Source organism: Pseudomonas sp. GX19020, from assembly GCF_023371075.1.
GTDB lineage: Bacteria > Pseudomonadota > Alphaproteobacteria > Rhodobacterales > Rhodobacteraceae > Pseudogemmobacter.
Genome location: NZ_JAMCCR010000001.1, coordinates 654714 through 677901, shown reverse-complemented (window position 1 = coordinate 677901; position 23188 = coordinate 654714). Strand labels below are relative to the sequence as shown.

At 62.0% G+C, this 23188-nt stretch carries 21 protein-coding genes, 1 other RNA gene and 1 pseudogene; 10 read left to right on the top strand and 13 right to left on the bottom strand.

The genetic code is table 11. The features are described 5' to 3' along the window. Positions 1 to 3: 3 nt before the first annotated feature. The 6 genes from M3484_RS03310 to M3484_RS03285 all read right to left on the bottom strand — a co-directional run bounded on the left by M3484_RS03310 (position 4) and on the right by M3484_RS03285 (position 6920). Complete coding sequence (locus tag M3484_RS03310; protein WP_092897162.1) at positions 4 to 1101, bottom strand: SPFH domain-containing protein; 1098 nt, start codon at positions 1099 to 1101, stop codon at positions 4 to 6. A 156-nt stretch (positions 1102 to 1257) separates the two neighbouring features. Then, the gene (locus tag M3484_RS03305) at positions 1258 to 1983 is read right to left on the bottom strand and encodes a DUF4241 domain-containing protein (protein WP_249495724.1); all 726 of its coding nucleotides are present in this window, start codon (positions 1981 to 1983) and stop codon (positions 1258 to 1260) included. After that, positions 1980 to 2939 (bottom strand): DUF2927 domain-containing protein, encoded by a 960-nt coding sequence (locus M3484_RS03300; RefSeq protein ID WP_249495723.1) that lies wholly within the window; start codon positions 2937 to 2939, stop codon positions 1980 to 1982. The genes M3484_RS03305 and M3484_RS03300 overlap by 4 nt, the downstream gene beginning before the upstream one ends. Beyond that, a complete protein-coding gene (locus M3484_RS03295) occupies positions 2936 to 4117 on the bottom strand; it encodes a toxic anion resistance protein (RefSeq protein WP_249495722.1) in 1182 nt (393 codons plus the stop codon). Before M3484_RS03295 ends, M3484_RS03300 begins: the two co-directional genes overlap by 4 nt. Positions 4118 to 4132: 15 nt before the next feature. After that, the gene (locus M3484_RS03290; protein ID WP_249495721.1) at positions 4133 to 5047 is read right to left on the bottom strand and encodes a 5-bromo-4-chloroindolyl phosphate hydrolysis family protein; all 915 of its coding nucleotides are present in this window, start codon (positions 5045 to 5047) and stop codon (positions 4133 to 4135) included. Between the two features lie 442 nt (positions 5048 to 5489). Then, positions 5490 to 6920 (bottom strand): pseudouridine synthase, encoded by a 1431-nt coding sequence (locus M3484_RS03285; RefSeq protein ID WP_249495720.1) that lies wholly within the window; start codon positions 6918 to 6920, stop codon positions 5490 to 5492. A 90-nt stretch (positions 6921 to 7010) separates the two neighbouring features. Here M3484_RS03285 and M3484_RS03280 point away from each other — a divergent pair, with 90 nt between their 5' ends. After that, entirely contained in the window at positions 7011 to 7490 is a 480-nt protein-coding gene (locus M3484_RS03280) for a nucleoside deaminase (protein ID WP_249495719.1), read from the top strand. Between the two features lie 264 nt (positions 7491 to 7754). On the opposite strand, the gene M3484_RS03275 is transcribed toward M3484_RS03280, so the two are convergent. After that, the gene (locus M3484_RS03275) at positions 7755 to 8450 is read right to left on the bottom strand and encodes a metal-dependent hydrolase (protein WP_249495718.1); all 696 of its coding nucleotides are present in this window, start codon (positions 8448 to 8450) and stop codon (positions 7755 to 7757) included. Positions 8451 to 8679: 229 nt separating this feature from the next. Here M3484_RS03275 and gatC point away from each other — a divergent pair, with 229 nt between their 5' ends. From gatC to M3484_RS23905, 6 genes and pseudogenes are all read left to right on the top strand, one after another. Further along, positions 8680 to 8967 (top strand): Asp-tRNA(Asn)/Glu-tRNA(Gln) amidotransferase subunit GatC, encoded by a 288-nt coding sequence (gene gatC, locus M3484_RS03270; RefSeq protein ID WP_092897176.1) that lies wholly within the window; start codon positions 8680 to 8682, stop codon positions 8965 to 8967. Beyond that, positions 8964 to 10454 carry an Asp-tRNA(Asn)/Glu-tRNA(Gln) amidotransferase subunit GatA gene (gatA, locus tag M3484_RS03265; protein WP_249495717.1) on the top strand — a complete coding sequence of 497 codons (1491 nt, stop codon included), beginning with the start codon at positions 8964 to 8966 and terminating at the stop codon, positions 10452 to 10454. Before gatC ends, gatA begins: the two co-directional genes overlap by 4 nt. Positions 10455 to 10544: 90 nt before the next feature. Further along, positions 10545 to 11318 (top strand): hypothetical protein, encoded by a 774-nt coding sequence (locus M3484_RS03260; RefSeq protein WP_249495716.1) that lies wholly within the window; start codon positions 10545 to 10547, stop codon positions 11316 to 11318. A 41-nt stretch (positions 11319 to 11359) separates the two neighbouring features. Continuing rightward, positions 11360 to 11989, top strand: coding sequence for an N-acetylmuramoyl-L-alanine amidase (locus M3484_RS03255; RefSeq protein ID WP_249495715.1), 630 nt, complete (start codon positions 11360 to 11362; stop codon positions 11987 to 11989). A 34-nt stretch (positions 11990 to 12023) separates the two neighbouring features. Further along, an RNA gene (gene rnpB, locus M3484_RS03250) (RNase P RNA component class A) lies at positions 12024 to 12444 on the top strand. A gap of 712 nt (positions 12445 to 13156) precedes the next feature. Next, positions 13157 to 14039 (top strand): annotated as a pseudogene (locus tag M3484_RS23905) (type I restriction-modification system subunit M N-terminal domain-containing protein); the annotation flags it as partial. A gap of 71 nt (positions 14040 to 14110) precedes the next feature. Here the strand turns inward: M3484_RS23905 and M3484_RS03235 are convergent. The 3 genes from M3484_RS03235 to M3484_RS03225 all read right to left on the bottom strand — a co-directional run bounded on the left by M3484_RS03235 (position 14111) and on the right by M3484_RS03225 (position 16601). After that, a complete protein-coding gene (locus M3484_RS03235; RefSeq protein WP_249495940.1) occupies positions 14111 to 14461 on the bottom strand; it encodes a hypothetical protein in 351 nt (116 codons plus the stop codon). A gap of 42 nt (positions 14462 to 14503) precedes the next feature. Continuing rightward, entirely contained in the window at positions 14504 to 15412 is a 909-nt protein-coding gene (locus M3484_RS03230; RefSeq protein ID WP_249495714.1) for a hypothetical protein, read from the bottom strand. A 643-nt stretch (positions 15413 to 16055) separates the two neighbouring features. After that, the gene (locus M3484_RS03225) at positions 16056 to 16601 is read right to left on the bottom strand and encodes an HNH endonuclease (RefSeq protein ID WP_198836412.1); all 546 of its coding nucleotides are present in this window, start codon (positions 16599 to 16601) and stop codon (positions 16056 to 16058) included. Positions 16602 to 17519: 918 nt separating this feature from the next. Here M3484_RS03225 and M3484_RS03220 point away from each other — a divergent pair. Next, positions 17520 to 17864, top strand: a complete 345-nt coding sequence (locus M3484_RS03220) for a lytic transglycosylase domain-containing protein (protein WP_249495713.1) — start codon at positions 17520 to 17522, stop codon at positions 17862 to 17864. 68 nt (positions 17865 to 17932) lie between these two features. On the opposite strand, the gene M3484_RS03215 is transcribed toward M3484_RS03220, so the two are convergent. The 3 genes from M3484_RS03215 to M3484_RS03205 form a co-directional block, all read right to left on the bottom strand. Then, positions 17933 to 19057 carry an aminotransferase class V-fold PLP-dependent enzyme gene (locus M3484_RS03215; protein ID WP_092897186.1) on the bottom strand — a complete coding sequence of 375 codons (1125 nt, stop codon included), beginning with the start codon at positions 19055 to 19057 and terminating at the stop codon, positions 17933 to 17935. Between the two features lie 73 nt (positions 19058 to 19130). Then, a complete protein-coding gene (locus M3484_RS03210; protein ID WP_092897188.1) occupies positions 19131 to 19595 on the bottom strand; it encodes an Lrp/AsnC family transcriptional regulator in 465 nt (154 codons plus the stop codon). A 220-nt stretch (positions 19596 to 19815) separates the two neighbouring features. Beyond that, complete coding sequence (locus tag M3484_RS03205) at positions 19816 to 20280, bottom strand: Lrp/AsnC family transcriptional regulator (RefSeq protein ID WP_092897190.1); 465 nt, start codon at positions 20278 to 20280, stop codon at positions 19816 to 19818. A gap of 132 nt (positions 20281 to 20412) precedes the next feature. On the opposite strand from M3484_RS03205, the gene ilvC reads away from it, so the two are divergent. Both ilvC and M3484_RS03195 read left to right on the top strand, forming a co-directional pair. After that, complete coding sequence (ilvC, locus tag M3484_RS03200) at positions 20413 to 21435, top strand: ketol-acid reductoisomerase (protein WP_198836408.1); 1023 nt, start codon at positions 20413 to 20415, stop codon at positions 21433 to 21435. A 400-nt stretch (positions 21436 to 21835) separates the two neighbouring features. Then, entirely contained in the window at positions 21836 to 23137 is a 1302-nt protein-coding gene (locus M3484_RS03195; protein WP_092897194.1) for an MFS transporter, read from the top strand. The last annotated feature ends 51 nt before the right edge of the window (positions 23138 to 23188 follow it).

The window sequence follows — 23188 nt, the reverse complement described above, 5'->3', positions numbered from 1 at the left end:
GGGTCAGCCTGCGGGCGGGGGCGGCGGCGGCAGATGCGAGAAGAGGCGGGCGAGCTCGGTCTCGGCGGCGGGTTTCCAGCCCTCCATCCCCTGCGCCCAGACCATAGTGCCGCGTGCAAGCTGGCCCGAGGCGGCAAGCCCGGAAAGCTGCGCTTCGGTAAACGGGCCCTTGGTGGCGCCGTTTTCGGCAAGATGCCATTCCTTGCCAACCGGCGGCGGGGGCGGCGGAGCATGCGACGCGGCGGCGGGTTGCGCCCCCCAGGGGCCCATATTCTGGGCCATGCCCATTCCCATCGCCATGCCCGCCCCGGTCGCCATCGCCGAGCCGGCCCCAGAGGCCGGATTGCCCATCGCCTCGGCTGCGTTGAACTGCATATATTTGTTCAGATCGCCCACCACACCCATCGAGGTTCGCTTGTCGAGCGCCTTTTCAACTTCTTCCGGCAGGCTGATGTTCTCAATGTAGAATTCCGGAATGCTCAGCCCGTATTCCGCGACCTTGGGCGTGATCGCTCCGGCGATCAGCTTGCCGAGATCTTCGGTATTCGCGGCCATGTCCAGCACCGGGATCTGTGACGCCGCCAGCACCTGGCTCGCCGCCTGGACTATGATATTGCGGATTTGCACCGAGATCTCGTCGGCGGTGAATTCGCCATCGGTTCCGACGATCTCGGTCATGAATTTTCCGGGATCCGCGACCCGCATCGAGTAGGTCCCGAAGGCCCGCAGCCGGACCGGGCCGAATTCCGGATCGCGCGCCATGATAGGGTTTTTCGTGCCCCATTTCTGGTCGTTGAACCGCGTGGTCGAGACGAAATAGATCTCGGATTTGAACGGTGACTGGAAGCCGTGATCCCAATGCTGCAGTGTGGTCAGAACCGGCATATTGTTGGTCTCAAGCTGGTAGAGACCGGGGCCGAAGACATCCGCCAGCTGACCCTCATGGATGAAGACCGCCGCCTGGCCCTCGCGGACCGTGAGTTTCGCGCCGTATTTGATGGCCTGGCCGCGACGCTCAAAGCGCCAGACCATGGTGTCGCGGGTGTCATCGAGCCAGGAGATGACATCGATAAACTCGCCCCTGAGGAAGTCGAAGACCATGGGTTCAGCCTTTCTGTCACGCGCGGGCCGGCGGCGCCGCATCTGCCTTTGTCAAAATAGCGCGCACGCGCCCGGATTGAAGGGGAAATTTCGCCTGGCGGGGCCTGATGCCGCTATGTTCATCGCTGGTCCCGTCCGCACCTTCCCGCGCGCCGGTCATGACGTGCCGCAATCCGGAGGCAGGAGCCAGTCGCCCTCTGCGTTTTTGCCCATGAAATCGGCATAGAGGGCGACGGTCTCACCAGTGGCCGATCGCAATCGCGCGACCGGATAACCGCCATCACCCCAGCCAGAGGATGCAATGGGAATCAAGGTGTTGTCGGGCAGAGGCAGGATATGACCCACCACCCAGACCTCGCCGATCATCGTGTCGAACCAGCCATTATAGAGATCTTTTTCCGGGCCGAGGATCCCGGCCGACCGGGTGACGGCTGCGGCCATGGATCTGTCGAAAAAGCCGGCAAGGCCGGTATCGACAAGGATCGTCGCAACATCATCGCCGCAGGTCGGGGCGGCATCGGAAAAAACCAGCAGCGCTTTGGAGACGCTCGCTTCATCCCGGTCAAGCGCCAGCAAAAACCGTGCTGTGCCGGCGGGCACCTCGATCCAGGGCAGATCCGCGGCCTGAGACCAGGTCAGCGGATCGACCGCAATCACCCCGCCAGGGGCAAGGGTGATCTGCCCCACATCGCGAAACTCTAGCGCGAAATCAGATTGCGCCTGCATCCAGCCAAGGCTGCCTGTCTGCGCGACCTCTGCCGCCGACATTGCAGCGCCTGGCGGTTGTTGCAGGGCGAGGGGCGGGTCAGGCGGTGCCTCCTGCGCTTCGCCCGCGCCGGCCAACAGCGCGGTCGCGGTCAGAAGGCAGGAAAACCGGATCATGCGCCACTCCCGAGCAGTCTTTGCGCGATGCGTTTCACCACAGGGGCCGCTTCTGCCTCGGTCATGCCCGGCCACATTTCCGGATCATAAAGGATCTTCAGCATCAGCTCGTCCTGTTTGGTCAACAGAGCGAATTCCTCGTCATCATTAAAGATCGAGGGCCGCGCGCGTGGGCTGTCATTGGCGAGCCCCAGCCCTTGTGCGATTTCCTCATGATAGCAGGATTGCCGCAGCAGATCGGGGTGTTCGGCCCGGACCACGGCGACCGCGCGGCGATAATTGCCGCTGTCTCCGTCCGAGAGCGCATAGACGAGGCAATAGGTGGTCTGGGCCATGCCGGTCACATCGGCCACATCCTGGGGGCTGAGGCCGGGAAGCTCGCGGCGCAGTGTGGGGCCAAGCTGTTCGCGCTCGTCTTCCGAGACGACATGCAGCGTGAAATTGCCGCCCTGATCGACAAGGGTGATCGGGTGGCCGGTCAGGCCGGCAAGGCGTTTGATATAAGAGGCGATCCGCGCGCGGTCGGTGGCGCGGCGCTCCGGGGAGACAGAGGCGCCGAACTGGATCTGAAACCGGATCGGCACATCCCAACGGCGCAGGATCGAGGCGGTTTCACCGCGCGAAAACGCCCCGCCGGTGCGACTGTATTCATCGTAAAGTGCAATACGAATGAAATTTTCAGAGAGAATGCGGGCGTCGAAAGGCGTATCCACGCCGCCGCCATCGGTGCGCAGCAACCCCTGGGACAACAGCGAGTTCTGCACCTGGGCGTAATAGGCACGGGCCGCCGCGCTTTTCGGTGTCTCGGGCGTCACCGCGACCGGAGCAACGGGGCGGGGCGGTGGCGGGCCGATCCTTTGCGGCGCCTGGCCACCCGATGGCACACAGGCGGAAAGGCCCGCCACCAGCAAGGTGGCAGGCCAGAGGGGCAGTCGCTTGCGCCGGGCTGGCGTCATGATTGCGGCTGTGCGGCGGGCGCAGCCGTCCGCGCCCGGGCCGAAGCCAGCGTTTCGCGCAGATCGGTTTCCATCTTCTGCAGCTCGACCTCTGCAGCCGCGCGCCGCGCCTTGCCCTCATCCGCGATCTGCAGGCTTTCATTGATCGTGGCGATCAGGGTCTCATTCGCGTGTTTCACCGTTTCAATATCGAAGACACCACGCTCCATTTCCTCGCGCACGGTACGGTTGGCCTGCTGAAGGTTCTCGGCATTCGATTTCAGCAATTCGTTGGTCAGATCATTGGCGTCGCGGATCGATTCTGCGGCCTCTTTCGACCGCTGGATGGTGACGGCCTGGGCAAGCTGCGTCTCCCAGAGCGGTACGGTGTTGACCAGCGTCGAGTTGATTTTCGTGACCAGCGACTTGTCGTTTTCCTGCACAAGCCGGATCGAGGGCAGCGACTGCATGGTGACCTGGCGGGTCAGTTTCAGATCATGCACCCGGCGTTCCAGATCGTCCCGCGCCGCGCGCAGATCGCGCAGCTCCTGCGATCTGATCATCTTGTCGTTCTCGGGCGCCGCCGCGACCTCGGCCTCTTTCGCCGGGATTGCGGCTGCGTCGGTCTCTTTCAGCTTTGCCTCTCCCGCCGCAATGTAAAGCCCCAGCTCATCATAGAAATTCAGGGTTTTCGCGTAAAGCAGATCCAGCGATTTGATGTCTTTCAGAAGCTTCGTCTCATGGCCGAGCAATTCGCCCGTGACCTTGTCGATCTGGCTTTGGACATCCTCATATTTCGCGACGAAATCCGCAAAGGGCGCGGCGCGGCCCAGCAGACGCTCCCACCACGAGCTTTCGCGGCGCAGGTCCAGCTCAGCGGTCGAAAACCCGCGAATGGTGGTGACGATTTTGCGCAGGCTGTCGCCGGCCGGGCCGACATCCTTGTTCTTCACATCCTGGAGCATTTCCTGGCTGATCACCTGCAATTCGGCCTGGGCCGAAGAGCCGAACGAGATGATCGACTGCGTATTGGTCAGATCCAGCTCGCCCATGCGCTTTTCAATCGCCGCAGCCTTGTCAGGCGAGGCGGCTTCCAGCGGCACGATTTCGCCCGTCGGTTCCGGCAGGATGACGGCGGTGACCTTCTCAACCTCGGCCAGGGTGGCCTCGGCGGCGGCGCGGGTGGTGTTCTCGGTCATGGCAAAATCTCACACTTAGGAAGGGGTGGAGCCGGAGGGCGTCTCGAATTTCAGCCGGTCACGCAGCACGGAAATCTCGATATCGAGATTGTCGCGGTCATTTCCAAGCAGGCGTTCCGAGCGGCTGGCAAAGGTGGTTTCCAGATCGGTCAGCAATTGTTCATAATCTGCGCGGGCCTGCGGGTCGGGGCGGATCGCCCAGAAATCGGCGAATTTCACCGTCGCATCGCGGGCGCCTTCCAGGTAGACCGTCAGATAGCGGCGCGCAGCGGTCAGATCACCGGGATCTTCCTCGACCCTTTGCATGAGCCCTCTTGTCTGGGCGATGAAACGATCAACCCGGGCCTCAAGCTGGCGGTCGCGGGCGCGCAGGATCGCGTCTTTCATCTGCGCGAGCGTCTTCTCGGCTCCGGCCAGGGCGCGGGCCACACGGTCGGTCTGAAACCGGTCGACGCCCTCCATCCCCTTGTCGGTCCAGGGGTCAAATCCGAAGGTGCCGATATGCAGCCCGGCCCCGGCGAGACCGAAGAGGATCGGGTAAAGCGAGATCCCATGCCCGATCAGCCCGCCGATGAACAGCGCGGCCCCGGTGGCGATGGCGCCGAACAGGATCCTTGGGATCGCGGGGCGACGCGCGACCCGGCGGGCGTTAAAGGCCGCACGGGCGCGCATGCCCTCACGGGTGAGCCAGGCGCTCAGGATCAGGCCGCCGCCGGCAAGCAGGCTCAGCAGCATAGCGCCGGGCTCTTCCCCAAAAGCGGGAAAAAGGAAGATAAAGGCCGAGAGAAACAGGAATGTGGCGCGCCAGCCACCGACCGGCTTTTCCGTCCCAGGGGTCGCGCGCGGGATTGGCGGTTGTGGGCCGGATCCCGCACCGGCGGGCGGGGTGCCATCGGGGCTGTATTTCCCGCCAAAGCGTTGAGCGGCCATCACATTCCTCCCGAACCGGCGACATAGAAAACAAGGGCGATCAGAATCGCCAGCGAGAGGGTGCGCAGGCCGGATTCGGACATTCTGGGTTCCGGAAATAACGGTCGGTTGCCGCAATCCTAGCGAATGGATTTGCAGCTTGCCAGTCTGAGACAGGGCGCATGGGCGGGAATCTTCCGCCCGAATTCCCGGTTGTGTCTGGCCCGCGCCCTTCTGTGCGCGGTGAACGGGATCCGCTCTGCCGCGATGCGGCATTAGGGGCAGGGCATTCTGGCGTCATCGCTTCGGGTGTCAGCACGCCCTGCCGATATACCTCATTGAAGTCGCGTGGTTATTGGCCTTATCTTGCCTCCCGGATGCCCAACTGCAGGGTCGAAGCCTCCGGTCTGCGCAGCCCCCCACGAGGAATGGGGGGCGCGAAATGCACGCGTCCGTTTACATCCTATCCCTTGCGTCCCGGGCCGCCGCGACCGGAAGGTGTGCCGGGCCGGGTGGGGCCGCCGGGTTTGGCGGGGCTGCGCGAGGGGCGCGCGCCGGTGGTTGCCGGCGCATTGCGGGTGCTGACGAGTTTCGGGGCGCGCGGTTTGCGCGGCGCTGACCGGTCAGAGACCGGGTCGGCACCGGCAGATGCCGGGCGGCGATTTGTCATGCCAGGAGCCCGGACGGGACGCGCAGCGTCGCCCGTGCTGCGTGCGGGAGGTTTTGGCTGATAGGAGCTGCCGCCAGAGCCCTCGCTGTCTTTGCGCCCGGCAGCTTCCGCCCGGTGGGTAAAGTACTCACGTGCGGTAAGGCCGGACTTCTTTTTGGCGGTGGCCGGTTTTCCGGCCGCGTCGGTGGATGCGGCGCCCGTTGTTGCGCGCGACGCCGAGGCGGCCGTGCGCGCGCCCCTGTCTGTGGCCGGGAAGGCCGATCTGGTCGCATTGGCCGGTCTGTCAGCGCTGGCGGTCCTGACCGCACTGGCGGATCTGACGGGACGGGCCGCGGGGGAGGCGCGCTCGGTCCCGGCGCGCTCAGGCTTGCCCGCTGCTGGTCTTGCCGGTGCAGGCTTTCCGGCCCGCACCCGTGTCAGGGCAGGGCGCTTGCGGGTGGCCTCTGCTGCCGCCTCGTCAGCCGCGATCTCGCCCAGCTGGTCGCGCAGCACGCGGGCCTTGACCTCTTCGACCTGGCCCGGTTCCAGGCTTCCCAGCCGGAAGGGGCCATAAGAGACCCGGATCAGCCGGTTCACATAAAGGTCGATGGCATTCATCGCGCGACGGATCTCGCGGTTTTTACCTTCGCGCAGGCCTACGGTCAGCCAGGCATTGGCGCCCTGCTGCCGGTCGATGGTGACCTGCATCGGTTTGAACCGCTCGCCCTCGATGGTGATTCCATCGCGCAGGATCTGCAATTTCAGGTCATCGGCCTGACCATTGACGCGAACCCGGTATTTCCGCAGCCAGCCGGTCGACGGCAGTTCCAGCCGCCGTTTCAGCCCGCCATCATTCGTGAGCAGCAAAAGCCCCTCGGAGTTGAGATCGAGCCGCCCGACCGACATCACCCGCGGCATATCCTCGGGGAGGTGATCGAAAACCGTGTCGCGGCCCTTTTCATCCGACGCGCTCGTCACAAGACCCTCGGGTTTGTAATAAAGCCAGAGCCGCGCCTCTTCCTCTTCGGGCAGAAGCCTGCCGGAAATGGTGATACGCTCGGTTCCGGTCACATTCAGCGCCGGGCTGGTGATGACCTTGCCATTGACGGTGACTTCGCCCGCCTCGATCAGCCGCTCGGCCTCACGCCGCGAGGCGACGCCCCGGCGCGACAGCAGCTTGGCAATGCGTTCGCCATCGGGCGTGCCATTCGGGTCCCGGGCGGGAGGACTTGTGTTTTCCGGCATGGGAGGCGACCTTTTGAGGAAGAGCAGAAGCCAGGGGAAGTCTGCGCCCCGGATTTTTTGACTCGTTGCCTCAAGGATATTTCAGGACAGATGAAAGGACAATGCGGCGTGGTCTTTCGATCCCATATGGACCTCGCGCTGGAAGAGGCGCGGGCAGCGGCGTTGCGCGGCGAGGTGCCGGTGGGGGCGGTACTGGTCTCGGGCGCGGGCGAGATTCTGGCCCGGGCCGGGAACCGGACGCGCGAGCTGAAAGACCCGACCGCACATGCCGAGATGCTGGTGATCCGTGAGGCGTGCCGGCGCCTCGGGCAGGAGCGGCTGCAGGACTGTCTTCTCTATGTGACGCTGGAACCCTGTCCGATGTGTGCGGCTGCGATTTCGGCGGCCCGGATCACGCGGCTGGTCTACGGCGCGGCGGATCCCAAATCCGGCGGCGTGACCGTGGGCGCGCGGGTTTTCAGTCATCCGCAATGCCATCACGTGCCCGAGGTGCTGGATGGAATCGGCGAGGTTGAGGCCGGACGGCTGCTGCGCGATTTCTTCGCTGCCCGGCGCGAAAACCAGAGCTGACGTCAGGACAGAGTAAGGGCCGGAACCCGTGCGGGAGCGGGGGCATGGCACTGGCAGCAGTGATGGTTCCCGTCGCAACTGCCAGGCCTGGGACTCTACGCAAGACGTGCAGCACGGACAGTGGCCCGGGCCACGGCCTTTCGCGATGCCCATCACCGCGCCGGTCTCATGACGCTGGGGAAAACTGCGGCCACCTCAATGAAGGTGGCCGCAGGGCTCGTTTTGGCCAGATCGCAACCCTTGAAGGCGTCTCTGCAGGTCGGGTCAGAACGAAATCGGCTCCAGCACGACAGGCTCGATCACTTCGACGCCGGGCGGCAGGCCGGCGCGCAGGGGATCGGCATTCTGTGCCAGCAGCGGGAAGGTCTTGTAATGGCAGGGAATCACGAAGCGGAAGTTGAAATATTTCCGCGCAGCCCAGGCGGCGCGCTCCATATCCATCGTGTAATGCCCGCCGCAGGAGAGAATGCCGATCTCCGGCTGATGCAGCTCTCCCATCCAGGCCATATCGGCCATGATATCGGTATCGCCCGAAACATAGATGGTGCGGCCTTCGCCCCTGATCATAAAACCGGCGGCGGATCCGGCGGGCAAAAGCGCGCCGCCGCCGAAATCGACCGAGGCCGAATGGGTGGCGTTCACCATCGTCACTTTGGCGCCGCCGCAATCGATAGTGCCGCCCTTGCCAAAGCCGATTGTCGAGGCACCCCGGCCCTTCAGCCAGACCGAAACTTCATGAATACAGGCGACCGGGATCTGCAATTCCTGAGACAGGCCGGCAGCATCGGCGGCATGATCGCCATGGGCATGGGTCAGCAGGATATGGGTGGCGCCCGCCACGGCCTCGGCGCGCGAGTCGGCGGGGAAAAGCGGATTGCCGGTCAGCCAGGGATCCACCAGAAGAACCGCCTGTTCGATTTCGATGCGGAAACCGGAATGTCCGAGCCATGTGATTTTCACGGCAGTTTCTCCTGTTCTGTTTTGCAGGCGGTAACTTACCCGCCCATTATGACAGGTTTCCAGTGTTTTCGAACCGCTCGGTTCGAATTCTCTTTCCGGCCGACTTTCATCCGGGCCAGAATATGCCCGCCGCAGCCTGGGGCCGGACAGAGGCAGACTGTCCAGCCTTTGCCTTGCACAGCCGCAAAGCGCTCGCTAAACGGGGCCGGAGCTTAAAAGGGTCTGATCCATGTCCATCGACATTGATACCGCGCGGAAAGTGGCGAAGCTTGCCCGCATCCGGGTCGAGGAAGCAGCGCTTCCCGATCTTGCACGCGATCTCTCCGGCATTCTCACTTTCATGGAACAGCTGAACGAGGTCGATGTGACCGGCATCGAGCCGATGGTTTCGGTCACGCCGATGCGGCTGCGCCGGCGCGAGGATGTTGTCACCGATGGCAATATCCAGGCCCAGGTTCTGAAAAATGCCCCCGAAGCCCGTGAAGGCTTCTTTGCCGTGCCGAAGGTGGTGGAATGAGCATGACCTCCGAGTCGAACAGCTGGACGATCGAAAAGGCGCGTGATGCGCTCAGGAAAGGCGAGATTTCCGCCGTCGATCTGACCATGTCCTGCCTGACCGCGATCGACGCGGGCGATGCGCTTGGCGCCTTTGTGCATAAAACCCCCGAGATCGCACTCGAACAGGCGCGGGCGGCGGATGCGCGGCTCAAAGCCGGGGACGCGCCGTCTTTGTGCGGCATCCCGCTGGGGATCAAAGATCTTTTCTGCACCAAAGGCGTGAATTCCCAGGCTGCATCCGGCATCCTCGAAGGGTTCAAGCCGGAATATGAGTCGACCGTCACCACGAAGCTGTTCGCGGATGGCGCGGTGATGCTCGGCAAGCTGAACATGGACGAATTCGCCATGGGTTCGTCGAATGAGACCTCGGTATACGGCCCTGCTGTGAACCCGTGGAAGATCGATGACCGCAAACTGACGCCGGGCGGCTCTTCGGGCGGTTCGGCCTCGGCAGTGGCGGCAGATCTCTGTCTCGCGGCGACCGGCACCGATACCGGCGGCTCGATCCGTCAGCCGGCGGCTTTCACCGGCATTGTTGGCATCAAACCGACCTATGGCCGCGTCTCCCGCTGGGGGGTGATTGCCTTTGCTTCTTCGCTGGACCAGGCCGGACCGATGACGAAATCGGTGCGCGATGCGGCGATCTTCCTGCAATCCATGTCGGGCTATGACCCGAAGGATTCGACCAGTTCGGAACAGGCGGTTCCCGATTTCGAGGCGGCCCTGACCGGCGATATTCGCGGCAAAGTCATCGGTATCCCGAAGGAATACCGTCTCGACGGCATCCCGGCCGAGATCGATGCGCTGTGGGAGCAGGGCATCGCCATGCTCAAGGATGCCGGCGCCGAAGTGCGCGAGATCAGCCTGCCGCATTCGAAATATGCACTGCCGGCCTATTACGTGATCGCGCCCGCCGAGGCGTCTTCGAACCTCGCCCGCTATGACGGGGTGCGCTACGGGCATCGCGCCAAGCTTGGCCCTGGCGATGGCATCACCGAGATGTATGAAAAGACCCGCGCCGAGGGCTTCGGGTCTGAGGTGCAGCGCCGGATCATGATCGGCACCTATGTGCTGTCTGCGGGCTTTTATGACGCCTATTACAACCGCGCCCGCCGCGTCCGCGCCCTGATCAAACAGGATTTCGAGAAGGTCTTCGAGGCCGGCGTCGATGCGATCCTGACGCCCGCGACGCCCTCTTCGGCCTTCGGGCTGGGCGAGATGGCCTCGGCCGATCCGGTCGAGATGTATCTTAACGATGTCTTCACCGTGACGGTGAACCTTGCCGGCCTGCCGGGGATCTCGGTTCCGGTCGGGCTGGATGCCAAAGGTCTGCCGCTCGGGCTGCAACTGATCGGCCGCCCCTGGGATGAGGCCGGGCTTCTCAATCACGCCTATGTGCTGGAACGTGCAGCAGGATTTGTAGCCAAGCCGCAAAAATGGTGGTAATTGCCGCCGGATATGCACCCGCGTCGCCCGGTTTTCCGGTCGGATAACACGTCTGTGGCGCGCTGTTTTGCCGTTTTACATGAGGACGCGATGACCACCCGCCGGCAGATCATTTCGGGTTTTTCACGTAAAGGCGCTGCCGTTCTGGGCGTTCTGGGGCTGGCGGCCTGCACGCCTTCGGTCCCCGATTCCGGCAGCGGCGTCGGCTTTCAGGATTACAACTCTTATATCCGCAACTCCAACAGCGGCACGGGCCAGGCTGCGGCGCCTGCGGCGGCGGCTCCGGCCAAAACCGGTTTTGATCCGACCGCGGCGGCAGCGGCGATTGACCGCGCCGATGGCAGCACCCCAACCGCCCCGATCAGTGCAATCACGCCGAATACGAATTATGTGCCTCCCGCCAGCACCGGTGGCGCGCGCCCGCGGGGCAATGCGCCGGCCGGGATCAAAGAGGAATCGGGAGAGCTGGTCCATTCCAATCCGACCATCTCGGACGAGAATGATTTCACCGCCGTGGCCGCCCGCGAATCCATCGCGTCGGATGCCGAGCGGATCGCCCGGAACCGCGCTGAATATGTCGTGGTCCAGCCAGGCGCGCTGCCGGTGCGCCCTGGCGAGAGCGGGCCGAATATCGTCGAATTCGCGCTTGCGACCACCCATGCGCCGGGTGTGCAGATGTATAGTCGCGGTCGCAGCTCGAAAGATCCGATGATTGCCTGTGCGAAATATCCGTCTCCGGATCTGGCGCAGCAGGATTTCCTGGCGCGCGGCGGCCCGGACAAGGATCGCCTGGGCCTTGATCCCGATGGCGACGGTTTCGCCTGTGGCTGGGATCCGCGCCCGTTCCGCACCGCGTTGCAGTGACCGCCTTCCCGTCGCCGAATTTCGGAGCGCGGCGGGGTGGGGTGCGGCCTTCGCTGATCATCCTGCATTACACCGCGATGGAGAGCGCTCAGGCTGCCCGGGCGCGGCTTTGTGACCCGGATTACGAGGTCTCGGCCCATTGGCTGATTGCCGAGGATGGCCGGAGCGAGGCTTTGGTCTCCGAAGCAGCGCGGGCCTGGCATGCCGGGCGCAGCTACTGGCGTGGCATTGACGATGTGAACAGCCATTCCATCGGTATCGAGCTCGCCAATCGTGGCACGCATCCTTTTCCCGAGCCGCAGATTTCGGCGCTGGAGGATCTCCTCAGCGGGATCATGGCGCGCTGGAACATCTCCCCGGCGGGTGTGCTTGCGCATTCCGACATCGCGCCGGATCGCAAAATCGATCCCGGTCCCCATTTCGACTGGCAGCGTCTTGCGCGCCAGGGCCTCGCGCTGCGGCCTCAGGAAGGGACAGCGGCAGGGGCAGGGGGCGGCACTGAGTTCAGCCATCTGCTGACTGAAATCGGCTATAATCCGGCACAGGAGCCGGAGCTGCTTCTGCGCGCCTTCCGTCTGCGGTTCCGTCCCTGGGCCCGCGGGCCGGTCGGGACGCAGGATATCCGCCTTGCCCAAGGGGTTCTGGCCGCGATTTCCGCCGATGGCGCTTGACGACAGCCTGGCAGGGGCCTAAGCCCCGCCTCGCACGGATGGCCGGATGACCGCGGGGGGCGCGCAAGCGTCGTGCCGAGGAAAGTCCGGACTCCATGAAGCAAGGGCGCCGGGTAACTCCCGGCCGGGGTAACCCGAGGGAAAGCGCAACAGAGAAGAGACAGCCGCGCCGCCGGCCTCGGTCGGAGACCGGTGCGGTGATGGTGAAACGGTGGGGTAAGAGCCCACCGCGGTCCTGGCAACAGGAATGGCATGGCAAGCCCCGCCCGGAGCAATGCCGAATAGGGGCCTCGCGCGGGGCAGGTCGGGTCCGCCCGATACCGCCGCAGGGATGCTTCAGCCCGAGAGGCCCGGGTTGGCAGCTGGATCCCGTCCGTAAGGGCGGGGGCAGAGGAATGGTCATCCAGGGCAGGCAACTGCCTGGACAGAATCCGGCTTACAGGCCATCCGTGCAAACCAACCTCTTTAGACCCTATGATCGCGGGACGAGTTGTCTCGTTGTGTGATCCTACGGTTTGATGGTGTGGTGCTTTCTTTGGAATGGAAGGATCCCTGATGGGACAAGCTCGTTATAGAGGCGCCACGACCACGCAGGCCGTCCGGGCAGCATAGATCGATCAAAAGTCGAAGCCCCGCCCGCCATCGGCTCAGCGGCGGCTCTGAGGGCTCTCGGAACTGAGCCGGGCGCCTGGGATCAATCCGAAGACGGTGGCGAAGTGGCGTAAGCGGGAGACGGTAGAAGATCGCAAGACCGACGACATGCTCCTACTGTCAGAGAGGAAGCCGCCGGTGCCGCAGGTCGGGTCGCGGAGCGTGCGGATAAGAAACTGATTCTACGTAAAATATTATAATACGTGTCCAGAAAAAGCTTGATGGCATGATGGACGACATAGCGGGGCGTCACGAAATCTTCCGCCGCTTCGTTCACCTCGGCGCCGAAGCGGCGGATCAGATGTTCATATACGTTGCTCGGCTTCTTGATCTGGTAACCTTTGGAGCCTCGGGGCCTACGGTATCCATGAACCCACGGAGATGGGAGAGGACAACAAGAAACTGTTTCGCCGCATATTGCGCGAGTTCATCACGCGGTTTGAGTTCCACCTGCCAAGCGCCGCACCCCGCCCCGGCGCCCACTCACACGTCCGTTGCCCAGGAAACACGCGCACAATGAACGACCAACTCCAAAAGCAACTGGGCAAGACCCTATGGAATACTGCCGACACGCTGCGTGGGTCGATGAACGCGGACGATTTTCGTGATTACATGCTGTCTTTCCTGTTCCTGGCTACCTCTCGGACAATTATGAGTCGGCGGCTAAGTGGGAGTTGAGGAGCGATTATCCAAGTGCCGCAGATGTTGCGGCTGAAAAAGCGCGGCTTGCAGCACTGAGGGCGGAACGGACTGCGAACGTTGCAAGTGCTCGTCAGAAAGCGCGGAGTATCGATGCTTTGGAAGTGGATCCTCCAAATCCACAACAATCAGATATCGCCACACCCTTGCAACTTTGGTATCGCGAAAGCACAGACGACGTCGCAGATTTCGAAAAGCAGATGCGCCGCAAAGTGCATTATGTGATCCAGCCCCCATACCTCTGGGATAACATCGCCGACCTTGCCCGTAGGCAGAGTGATGAACGGGTGATGACGCTGTATGAGAGCTTGAAATACATCGAGAACGATTCCTTTCAGAGCACGTTCGGTGGGTTATTTTCCGAGGTCAACCTTTACTCGGAAAAACTGGGCAAGACCCAGGTCGACAAAAACAAGAAGCTTTGTTCCATCATTGCCGAGGTTTCACGAGGTTTGGCCGAGTTTTCCTCCGAGGTCGATAATCTCGGAGACCCTTATGAATATCTAATTGGCCTGTTCGCGGCTGGTTCTGGCAAAAAGGCGTGTGAATTCTATACCCCACAGCAGATTTCGGATATTCTGTCGGCCATTGAAACGTCGATAGTCAGGAACCTGCGACGGGAAAGAAGGACCGTTTGGCAAGCGTTATGGACTTTGCCTGCGGATCGGGTTCCCTGTTGCTGAACGTGCGTAAGCGGATGCCCTCATCCTTCGTTGATCTGGCATGTCACTCCGCTGGCCGGGTCGGCTTGGATAGGCCCAAATATCTGCATCAGGTGACATTTGCGGGATCGAGCGCTGCATCCCGGGCCGCCAAGAGCGCCCGGCGCTCCTGACCATCCCGGCTCTTGACCTCTACCCGCCTGTAGAAGCCTGTCCGCGCCAAGTCAGCCAGCATCGCCGCGTCGTTGGCACCCGTCTTGTTGTGCATTTGGCTGAGAACAGCATGCGCCTGACGGGCGTCCACGCAGATCGCTGGAAGTCCGCAACGCGTCAACTCGCCGTGCAGCCAATTCGCCATTCGTCCAGTCTCAAGCACGACACGCTCCAGACCGCCGCGCAGATCGGCAAGCGCTGCGCAAATCGCTTCCGGCTCCGTCGCCGTCTCGCAATTGCGTTCCACGACGCCGTCGGCGCGCCGGACGCAGATGTCCGCCGCGCGATCTCACGGATCGGCAGCTTCTCTCGCAGCGCAAGACGACGAATGACGTTCAAAAGTCCCATGTGGATCACTCCAATGCCCCCCGTCGCTCACAGCGCTCGGGGGAAGGGTCACATGGGTCAAATCTCGGTGGAAGTTATACGCCTGCCCGGGGCAGTTCCGAGTGAAAATCAACATCGCGCGGCACAGGAGGCCCTGAAACCCATCTATCAATATCTTGGATGCCTCACCTTCGAGGAAGGGCAGGCTTTCGAGCTTCCGACCGTATTGGATGATGCCCTTGAGGTTTTGGTAGCGAAAACTTCCGAGCAGCCCGCGATGCGGCTCCAGAAAATCCAGCAGCTCTTCTATGAACGCCACACGCCGGACGGCACCCACATCTGGATAGTCGTATCTATGCAGGAATGCCGATGTGGATTGTTCATCGTAACGCAGGACTTTGTAGAGGTCGCTCTTCAGGTGCGGAGCAAGCATGAACAGTCGGGGTTCGCCCTTTTCGACGAGGATAGAGTCGATGATGTCGACGATTGACCAATAAAGTGGGTCAAGGACTTGAAAATGCACAAAAAGGTCCTGAGCAAAGAGCCACTCCAGTAAGGCCACGACCTTGTGGGATTTTAGGATCGCCGGAAAATCACCCTTTCCGAGGTGCTCAAGCTTCATTTCCAGTGACGACTTTTGCAGATAGAAAGTCGTCCGGAGGTCCTCGAAGCTCAGCTCGGGGGCCGCGCCTCTGTGGGCGACACCGCCAAGGACAAAGCACTGTGGTGATCGGACATTCAGACCTCCCGGGGTCAGATGCAAACGACGAATGTTGTTCGTTTCGTCATAGTGCATCGTATAGGCCTGATCGATATTCGGCAGGTAACTCATCTCAAGGATAGGCCTTCGTATAATGTTGATGTCGAACATTTTCCTGGGACTCGCGGCTTATGGATGAGGTTACGATTTCTGACCGTCCATGCCGGGCGCAAGTTCGAAGGCGGTCTAGGCTCGGACAAAAATCTTGAGACGAAGCGGCCGGTCAGTCCGCGCGACGCGCTCGCACCCAAACATGCCCGGGGTGGTAATGTTTCAACCACCCATAGAGGTCTGCTCCCTCAGGCTCGGGCGGGTGATAAAGATATGCGGTTTTACGGTTAATCGCTTCGGTTCATACAAGGATCGCTTCAGGCAGCCGTTGTGATGTTCCCGCAGTTTCGACCGGAATCCTGTCGATAGCAGATGCTGCGCAAGCATCTGATACCAAAAGATAAGGCCATATCGTTGTTACAAGGTTTGCCGATACGCCTTGCCAACCTTCGGAACGCCACTGAGCTGTGATGGGGCGGCCCATGGCTCTGGGTTTGCCCCCTAGGAGCACAGATTTATGTCGTCCCTAACACGCTGGGACTGACCGCCAAAGCTGGTGAGTCACCACAGGCATTTCTTTGGATGCCGAGAGATTTTGCCGAAAACCGGCAAATTCTGAATCCGATGCATAGTCGTGACTAACAGAATGCCCGTTCTGGTGAATTTCATGGTGTAATTTACAAAAACCCTGGCGTCGCGCAGATCAGCTCTCCAGCTCGCTGTCCCAATAGAGGAAATCGAGCCAGCTGTGATGAACGTCCGACTGCGGATAGCGTGGCGCGGCCATGACCAGTTCGCGCCGGGTCGGGGTGTAGGGCGCGCGCAGGAGTTTCATCCCGGCCTCTTTCGGGGTCCGGTTGGCTTTGCGGTGGTTGCAGGGCGCGCAGGCGGCGACGATATTTTCCCAGGACGACCGCCCGCCGCGCGAGCGTGGCTGGACATGGTCGAAGGTCAGCTGATCCGACAAAAACCGCCGGCCACAATACTGGCACAGCCATTTGTCGCGGCAATAGATGTTGAAGCGGGTAAAGGCCGGCCATCCATCCAGCCGCTGATATTGTTTCAGCGCCACCACGCTTGGCACGCGCATCGTGATGCTGGGCGAACGCACCACATGGTCATATTCGGCCACAAGGCTCACCCGGTTCAGGATGATGGCCGTCACCGCATCCTTCCAGTGCCAGGACGAGGGCGGATTGCAGGACAGGGGGCGGAAGTCTGAATTCAGGACAAGGGTCTGTATCGCCATCACATATTACTCTCTGCCATCCGCCGCGGGGCGTTTCCCGGGGCAGAGCAAACCCGGCTGCGGCCGGCTGCGGAAAAAGAAAAAGGCGCGTGACCAGCACGCGCCCGATATGGATTTCTCGATGATGTCGTCCGAAGGCTCGTCTGCGTGTTCATCTGGCTGACAGGACGGATCATGTGCTGACCGGGATGCGGCCAGCTGCAACTTTGCCGGAAGAAGGGTCCGGTTGCGCGGCGATGCCCGGACCAAAGCCGGGTGACGCGAAGGCTGCGGGGAAAGGGGCAGCTGCAACGGGGGCGGGGGCTGTGAAGACGGGCATGGGGCAGAAAACAGCCGCAGTGCGGCACAAGGCCTGCCGCAACACCGGCCTCACTCGCCTTACATCCAGAGCTCCTGCCTTCCATATCCGTCGGCTCCTGCCTACAGCTGGTATGGCCGCACCGTATTTGGCCCGGTCGGTCCGGGCGGCGGAAAGGGCTTTGGCCCAAACTGTTCCACCGATCCGGACGGGCCGACTATATATGGGCGCGACCCCTGTGCAACCCCCTGGTGACGGATGGTCTCCGGGGCGTTACCTCTTCCTGGCGATCGAGTGAAACAGGGGCATGACAGCAGCCACCGGCAAGGGTCTGCCGTTGCGCAATCAGGGGTCCGGCCTTGCCCTTGCCGGAAGACGGGCGAGCGCATAAACCCACGCGACAAGGCTCGCGAAAGACCGGGACTGTCCTGGGCCGGAGAGAGCAAAGCCCCGCACGTCAGATCTGAAACCCTTACCCGAAAGCCCTCAGGATGCATCCGGACCGCCGCTCTTTGCTTGCCCTTGCTCTTGTTGCGCCCCTCGCCCTCGTGGCCTGTTCCCGCCGGCAACCCGCCGGGCCGTCGTCCTCACAGGGGCTTAATGCCGGGGAGACGCCCGAGATGCGGGCCCTGATCCGCAAATATGCGGCAGAGCATCAGATCCCGGAGAGCCTTTTGCACCGGATGATCAGGCGCGAGAGCGGCTATAATCCGGCGGCGCGCAACGGGCCCTATTACGGGCTGCTGCAGATCCATCCGCAGACCGCAAGGACCATGGGCTATAATGGGCCGCCGGAAGGGCTGCTGAATGCCGAGACCAATCTGCGCTATGCCGGGAAATATCTCCGCGGCGCCTGGATGGTCTCGGATGGCAGCCAGGACCGGGCCGAGAAGTGGTATGCCAATGGCTATTATTACGAGGCCAAGCGTCGCGGGATTTTGCGCGAGACCGGGCTGAAATCGTAAGGCCTGGCTGAAAGCGCCAGAAAAAAGGGGGCCAGACGGCCCCCCGATCCTCAGATCACCCGGTATCCTCAGATCACCTTGTCAAGCGCACGGGTCAGCCGCGCCACAGTGCCATCGACATCCTTCAGCTTGTCGAGACCGAACAGCCCGAGCCGGAAGCTGCGGAAGGTCTCGCCCTCATTGATCTGCAATGGCACACCTGCGGCGATCTGGACCCCCTCGGTGCGGAATTTGGCGCCGTTCTGGATGGCGGGGTCGTCAGTATAGCTGACCACAACGCCGGGGGCTGCAAAACCTTCGGCCGCGACCGAGCGGATGCCGCGCGCGGCCAGCGCGGCGCGGACTTTGCGGCCCAGATCCCATTGCGCCTCTTTCGCGGCGTCCAGCCCCATCTCGCGGGTTTCCTGCATCGCGTCGCGGAAGGCGAGGATCGCATCGGTCGGCATGGTGGCATGATAGGCGTGGCCGCCATCTTCATAGGCCTTCATGATCGCGCGCCATTTCTTCAGATCCAGCGCGAAACTGTTCGAAGTGGTGTTTGCGAGACGTTCCTCGGCGCGCGGGCCCAGCACCACGATCCCGGCGGCGGGCGAAGACGACCAGCCCTTTTGCGGCGCGGAAATCAGCACATCGACCGAGAGTGCCGCCATATCGACCCAGATCGTGCCCGATGCGATGCAATCAAGCACAAACAGCGCGCCGACCTCGCGCGCGGCCTCGCCGATCTGGCGGATGTAATCATCGGGCAGGATGATGCCGGAGGCGGTTTCGACATGCGGTGCGAAAACGGCGTCTGGTCTGGTTTCGCGGATCCTGGCGACCACTTCCCCGACGGGAGGCGGCGCGAAAGGCGAGGTCGGGTCATTGCCGGCGGCGCGCGCCATAGCGACCTCGACCTCGCTTGCAAAACCACCCATGTCGAAGATCTGGCTCCAGCGGAACGAGAAAAATCCGTTGCGCACCACCAGGACGCGACCACTCCCGAACTGGCGCGCGACGGATTCCATCGCATAGGTGCCGCCGCCGGGGACGAGTGCCACGGCGCTGCCATTATAGACCTCGCGCAGCCAGCCCGAGACATCGCGCATCACCTGCTGGAACCGCGCTGACATATGATTCAGCGAACGGTCGGTGAAGACGACCGAAAATTCCTCCAGCCCCTCGGGGTCGATATGGTCATGCGGCAGTTTCATAGTATTCCTCCTGTGGCAGCGTGACGCTAGCGCCGCGAGCAGGGCTACGCCACTGGAATTTAACGCTGAAGGATCAGCCGAAAGGTCCGGGACGGCGCTCTTCGGTCAGGACGACATTGGCCTCGACATTTCCGACCCCGGGCAGCGTCATCACCCGCCGCCGCAGCACACGCTCGAAATCCGCAAGATCGCGGGCGACGACGCGCAGGCGGTAGTCGAACAGGCCCAGCACGTGCTGCACGACCTGGACCTCGGGGATGGCGGTGGCGGCGCGTTCGAAATCCTCAAGGCTGACGCGGCCTTTGGTCGCCAGTTTGATCCCCAGGAACACCGTCACGCCAAAGCCGAGGCTTGCACGGTCAACCTCGACCCGGCGGCCTTTGATCACGCCGGTCTCTTCCAGCCGCCGGATGCGTCGCCAGGTGGCGGGCTGCGACAGACCATGGCGCCGGCCGATTTCGCCCGCGCCAAGATTTGCGTCCATCGCAAGGTCGCGCAAAATGGCGCGGTCGGTCTCATCCAGTCCGGCGGTGGTCATGCCATTCCCTTTTCCTTTAGTGGCGTCCTGCGTCAGTCTTGCCCGATGCCTGTAGTCATGCTTGCCGGCGCCCATCCACCACGATCACATCGAGGGTATAGCCGTGCCCATTGCCACCCGAGTAGTAAAGCAGATAGCCGGGCGAGGTGCATTTTCCTTTGGATCTGGCCTTTTTCACTAGTTTTATGTGATCGGCTAAGTCTGGATGAACGGCGATGGGTCACAAGGGCAGGGCGCTGTCATCCTTGATCGTTGATATCAGCATCAGCGCGTCAACCTCGGCGATATGCGGCAAGGCGAGGATTTTCTCGCGGTAGACCTCTGTCCAGTGCTGCATGTCGCGGGCGATCACGTTCAGGCGCACATCGACGCGGCCAAGGAAGGTTTCAATCGCGAGCACCTCGGGCACCTCGCGCGCGGCATCGATGAAATCGTCAAAGGCACGCGGGTCGGTTTTGTCGAGGGTGAAGCGCAGCGACACCTCGACCTCATAACCAAGTGCGCGCCAGTCGATCTGCAAGGTCTCGCCCCTGAGGACACCGGCCTCGCGCAGCCGCTCGATCCGGCGCCAGAGCGTGGCCTGGGTGACAGCGGCGCGCAGCGCCAGATCGCTGCGGGCGAGATCCGGTTCTGCCAGCCAGTGGCGCAGGATGCGGCGGTCTGTATCGTCGAGTGTAAGGCTCATTGCATGATTGTTTCACAAAATACAAAAATAATGAATGATAATATTCATATTGCAGTCATACGGGCGATTTTTGAACGGAGCGCGCGAGAAATATTCCTATTCTGCCCCCATCTTCAGCAAAGGAGTGCTGTTATGCGCGTCTACTACGATCGCGACTGCGATGTGAACCTGATCAAGAACCTGAAAGTGGCGATCCTCGGCTATGGCAGCCAGGGCCATGCCCATGCGCTGAACCTGCGCGATTCGGGTGCGAAAAACCTCGTCGTTGCGCTGCGCGACGGCTCGCCTTCCGCGAAGAAAGCCGAAGGCGAAGGCCTGAAGGTCATGGGCATTGCTGAGGCTGCTGCCTGGGCTGACGTGATCATGTTCACCATGCCCGACGAGCTGCAGGCTGAAACCTACAAAAAATACGTCCACGACAATATCCGTGAAGGCGCTGCAATCGCATTCGCCCATGGTCTGAACGTGCATTTCGGCCTGATCGAGCCGAAAGCCGGCGTCGACGTCATCATGATGGCACCGAAAGGCCCGGGCCATACCGTGCGCGGCGAATATACCAAAGGCGGCGGCGTGCCCTGCCTCGTGGCGGTTCACACCAATGCTTCGGGCAAAGCGCTCGACATCGGTCTGAGCTATTGCTCGGCCATCGGTGGCGGTCGTTCGGGCATCATCGAGACCAATTTCCGCGAAGAATGCGAAACCGACCTCTTTGGTGAGCAGGCCGTTCTCTGCGGCGGTCTGGTCGAGCTGATCCGTTGCGGCTTCGAGACCCTGGTTGAAGCCGGTTACGCGCCGGAGATGGCTTACTTCGAATGCCTGCACGAAGTGAAGCTGATCGTCGACCTGATCTATGAAGGCGGTATCGCCAATATGGATTACTCGATCTCGAACACCGCAGAATACGGCCAGTATGTCACCGGCCCGCGTATTCTGAAATATGACGAGACCAAAGCCCGCATGAAAGAAGTGCTGGCCGATATCCAGCAGGGCAAGTTCGTCCGCGACTTCATGCTGGAAAATGCCGTTGGCCAGCCGACGCTGAAAGCTTCGCGTCGCGCCAATGACGAGCATCAGATCGAGAAGGTCGGTGCGAAACTGCGCGAAATGATGCCCTGGATCTCCAAGGGCAAAATGGTCGACAAGGCCCGCAACTGATCGCAGAATGACAGGGCGCCGGAGAGATCCGGCGCCCTTTTTCTTTCAGGAGCCACTATTGCTCCTGAAGATCAGGACCGCTCCGCCGGATGGGGGCGGGGAAGGTCTGGCGCTCAGCCGCCCGACACCGGAGAAACATCGCGCCCACCAGCCCCGGGCCGGGATTGACCCTGCCAGAGAGGCGATCTTCCGCTTTTGCCTCCTGCGGCAGCGTCCGCTTAACAGAGGGAATTGCGTTCAGAGCCGGATGATGACTCCCGCAAGCCATGCATTTTTCGCAATCCGGCCAGTCACCCGCGCTTTGTCGCTTTCACCCGGATTGACAAACCTTTACCGCAACCAGTCAGCGCGGATTGCGAAAAGCGACCCGTCAGTGCAACAAAATTACCCGGATTGAGAAATGTCTGACACCACTCTGGCCGGCGGTACCGCCGCCGAAGGGCCGAAGAATTCGCCGCGGCGTGTGCTGCTGGCAAGTCTGATCGGCACCACCATCGAGTTCTTCGACTTCTATGCCTATGCCACGGCTGCCGTGCTGGTCTTCCCGGCGCTGTTCTTCCCGGGTTCTGACCCGATGACCGCGCTGCTGGCCTCGTTTGCGACCTTCTCGATCGCCTTTTTTGCGCGGCCTTTCGGCGCCATTGTCTTTGGCCATTTCGGAGACCGGATCGGCCGCAAGGCGACGCTTGTGGCGGCGCTGCTGACCATGGGGGTCTCGACCGTCATCATCGGCATGCTGCCGACCTATGCGCAGATCGGTGTCGCGGCGCCCCTGCTGCTGGCGGTTTGCCGTTTTGGTCAGGGCTTTGGCCTTGGCGGTGAATGGGGCGGTGCGGTGCTGCTGGCCACTGAAAACGCCCCCGAGGGCAAGCGGTCCTGGTATGGCATGTTCCCGCAGCTCGGCGCGCCTGTCGGCCTGTTCCTGTCATCGGGCTTCTTCTGGATCCTGCTGCATTTCATCTCGGAAGAACAGTTCATGGCCTGGGGCTGGCGCCTGCCATTCCTCGCCTCGATCTTCCTGATCGTGCTGGGGCTCTGGGTGCGGATGTCGATCTCGGAAACCCCGGAATTCGCGAAAGCCATCGAGAAGAAAGAACGCGTGAGCGTGCCGGTCGCCGAGGTGTTCAGGAACCACAAGCGCAATCTGTTCCTTGGAACTTTTGTGGCGCTGGTGACTTTCGTGCTGTTCTACATCTGCTCGGCCTGGCTGCTGGGCTATAACATCAAGACGCTGGGCATCCCCTTCAAGGATGCGCTGCTGATCCAGATCTACGGCTCGGTGATCTTCGGTCTTGCGATCCCCTTTGCGGGCAAGGTCGCGGACCGGGTTGGCCGCTACAGCTTCCTGATCGTGGTGACGGTTCTGATCGGGATCTTCTCGTTCTTCCTCGGCCCGCTGATGCAGGGTACGGCCGATGATGAAAGCTCGATCTACCTTTTTGTCACCATCGGCATGTTCCTGATGGGGCTGACCTATGGGGTAATCGGCGCAGTGCTGGCGGCACCGTTCCCGACCAGGGTGCGCTATACCGGCTCGTCGATCACCTTCAACTTTGCCGGCATCTTCGGCGCCTCGCTCGCACCCTATGCCGCAACCTGGCTGCAGGCGAATTACGGCATGGCCTATGTCGGCTATTACATGCTGCTGGCTGCGGTGATCACGCTGGTCTGCATTATCGCCTCGGGCCGCAAAGAGGTCTGAACCCAGGCTGACCAACCAAGAAGGGCCGGAGCGATGCTCCGGCCCTTTTGC

Coding starts and splice junctions, on each gene's coding strand:
- M3484_RS03310 (WP_092897162.1), bottom strand. CDS start 1,101: ATGGTCTTCGACTTCCTCAGGGGCGAGTTTATCGATGTCATCTCCTGG.
- M3484_RS03305 (WP_249495724.1), bottom strand. CDS start 1,983: ATGATCCGGTTTTCCTGCCTTCTGACCGCGACCGCGCTGTTGGCCGGC.
- M3484_RS03300 (WP_249495723.1), bottom strand. CDS start 2,939: ATGACGCCAGCCCGGCGCAAGCGACTGCCCCTCTGGCCTGCCACCTTG.
- M3484_RS03295 (WP_249495722.1), bottom strand. CDS start 4,117: ATGACCGAGAACACCACCCGCGCCGCCGCCGAGGCCACCCTGGCCGAG.
- M3484_RS03290 (WP_249495721.1), bottom strand. CDS start 5,047: ATGGCCGCTCAACGCTTTGGCGGGAAATACAGCCCCGATGGCACCCCG.
- M3484_RS03285 (WP_249495720.1), bottom strand. CDS start 6,920: ATGCCGGAAAACACAAGTCCTCCCGCCCGGGACCCGAATGGCACGCCC.
- M3484_RS03280 (WP_249495719.1), top strand. CDS start 7,011: ATGAAAGGACAATGCGGCGTGGTCTTTCGATCCCATATGGACCTCGCG.
- gatC (WP_092897176.1), top strand. CDS start 8,680: ATGTCCATCGACATTGATACCGCGCGGAAAGTGGCGAAGCTTGCCCGC.
- gatA (WP_249495717.1), top strand. CDS start 8,964: ATGAGCATGACCTCCGAGTCGAACAGCTGGACGATCGAAAAGGCGCGT.
- M3484_RS03260 (WP_249495716.1), top strand. CDS start 10,545: ATGACCACCCGCCGGCAGATCATTTCGGGTTTTTCACGTAAAGGCGCT.
- M3484_RS03230 (WP_249495714.1), bottom strand. CDS start 15,412: ATGTTCGACATCAACATTATACGAAGGCCTATCCTTGAGATGAGTTAC.
- M3484_RS03225 (WP_198836412.1), bottom strand. CDS start 16,601: ATGGCGATACAGACCCTTGTCCTGAATTCAGACTTCCGCCCCCTGTCC.
- M3484_RS03220 (WP_249495713.1), top strand. CDS start 17,520: ATGCGGGCCCTGATCCGCAAATATGCGGCAGAGCATCAGATCCCGGAG.
- M3484_RS03215 (WP_092897186.1), bottom strand. CDS start 19,057: ATGAAACTGCCGCATGACCATATCGACCCCGAGGGGCTGGAGGAATTT.
- M3484_RS03210 (WP_092897188.1), bottom strand. CDS start 19,595: ATGACCACCGCCGGACTGGATGAGACCGACCGCGCCATTTTGCGCGAC.
- M3484_RS03205 (WP_092897190.1), bottom strand. CDS start 20,280: ATGAGCCTTACACTCGACGATACAGACCGCCGCATCCTGCGCCACTGG.
- ilvC (WP_198836408.1), top strand. CDS start 20,413: ATGCGCGTCTACTACGATCGCGACTGCGATGTGAACCTGATCAAGAAC.
- M3484_RS03195 (WP_092897194.1), top strand. CDS start 21,836: ATGTCTGACACCACTCTGGCCGGCGGTACCGCCGCCGAAGGGCCGAAG.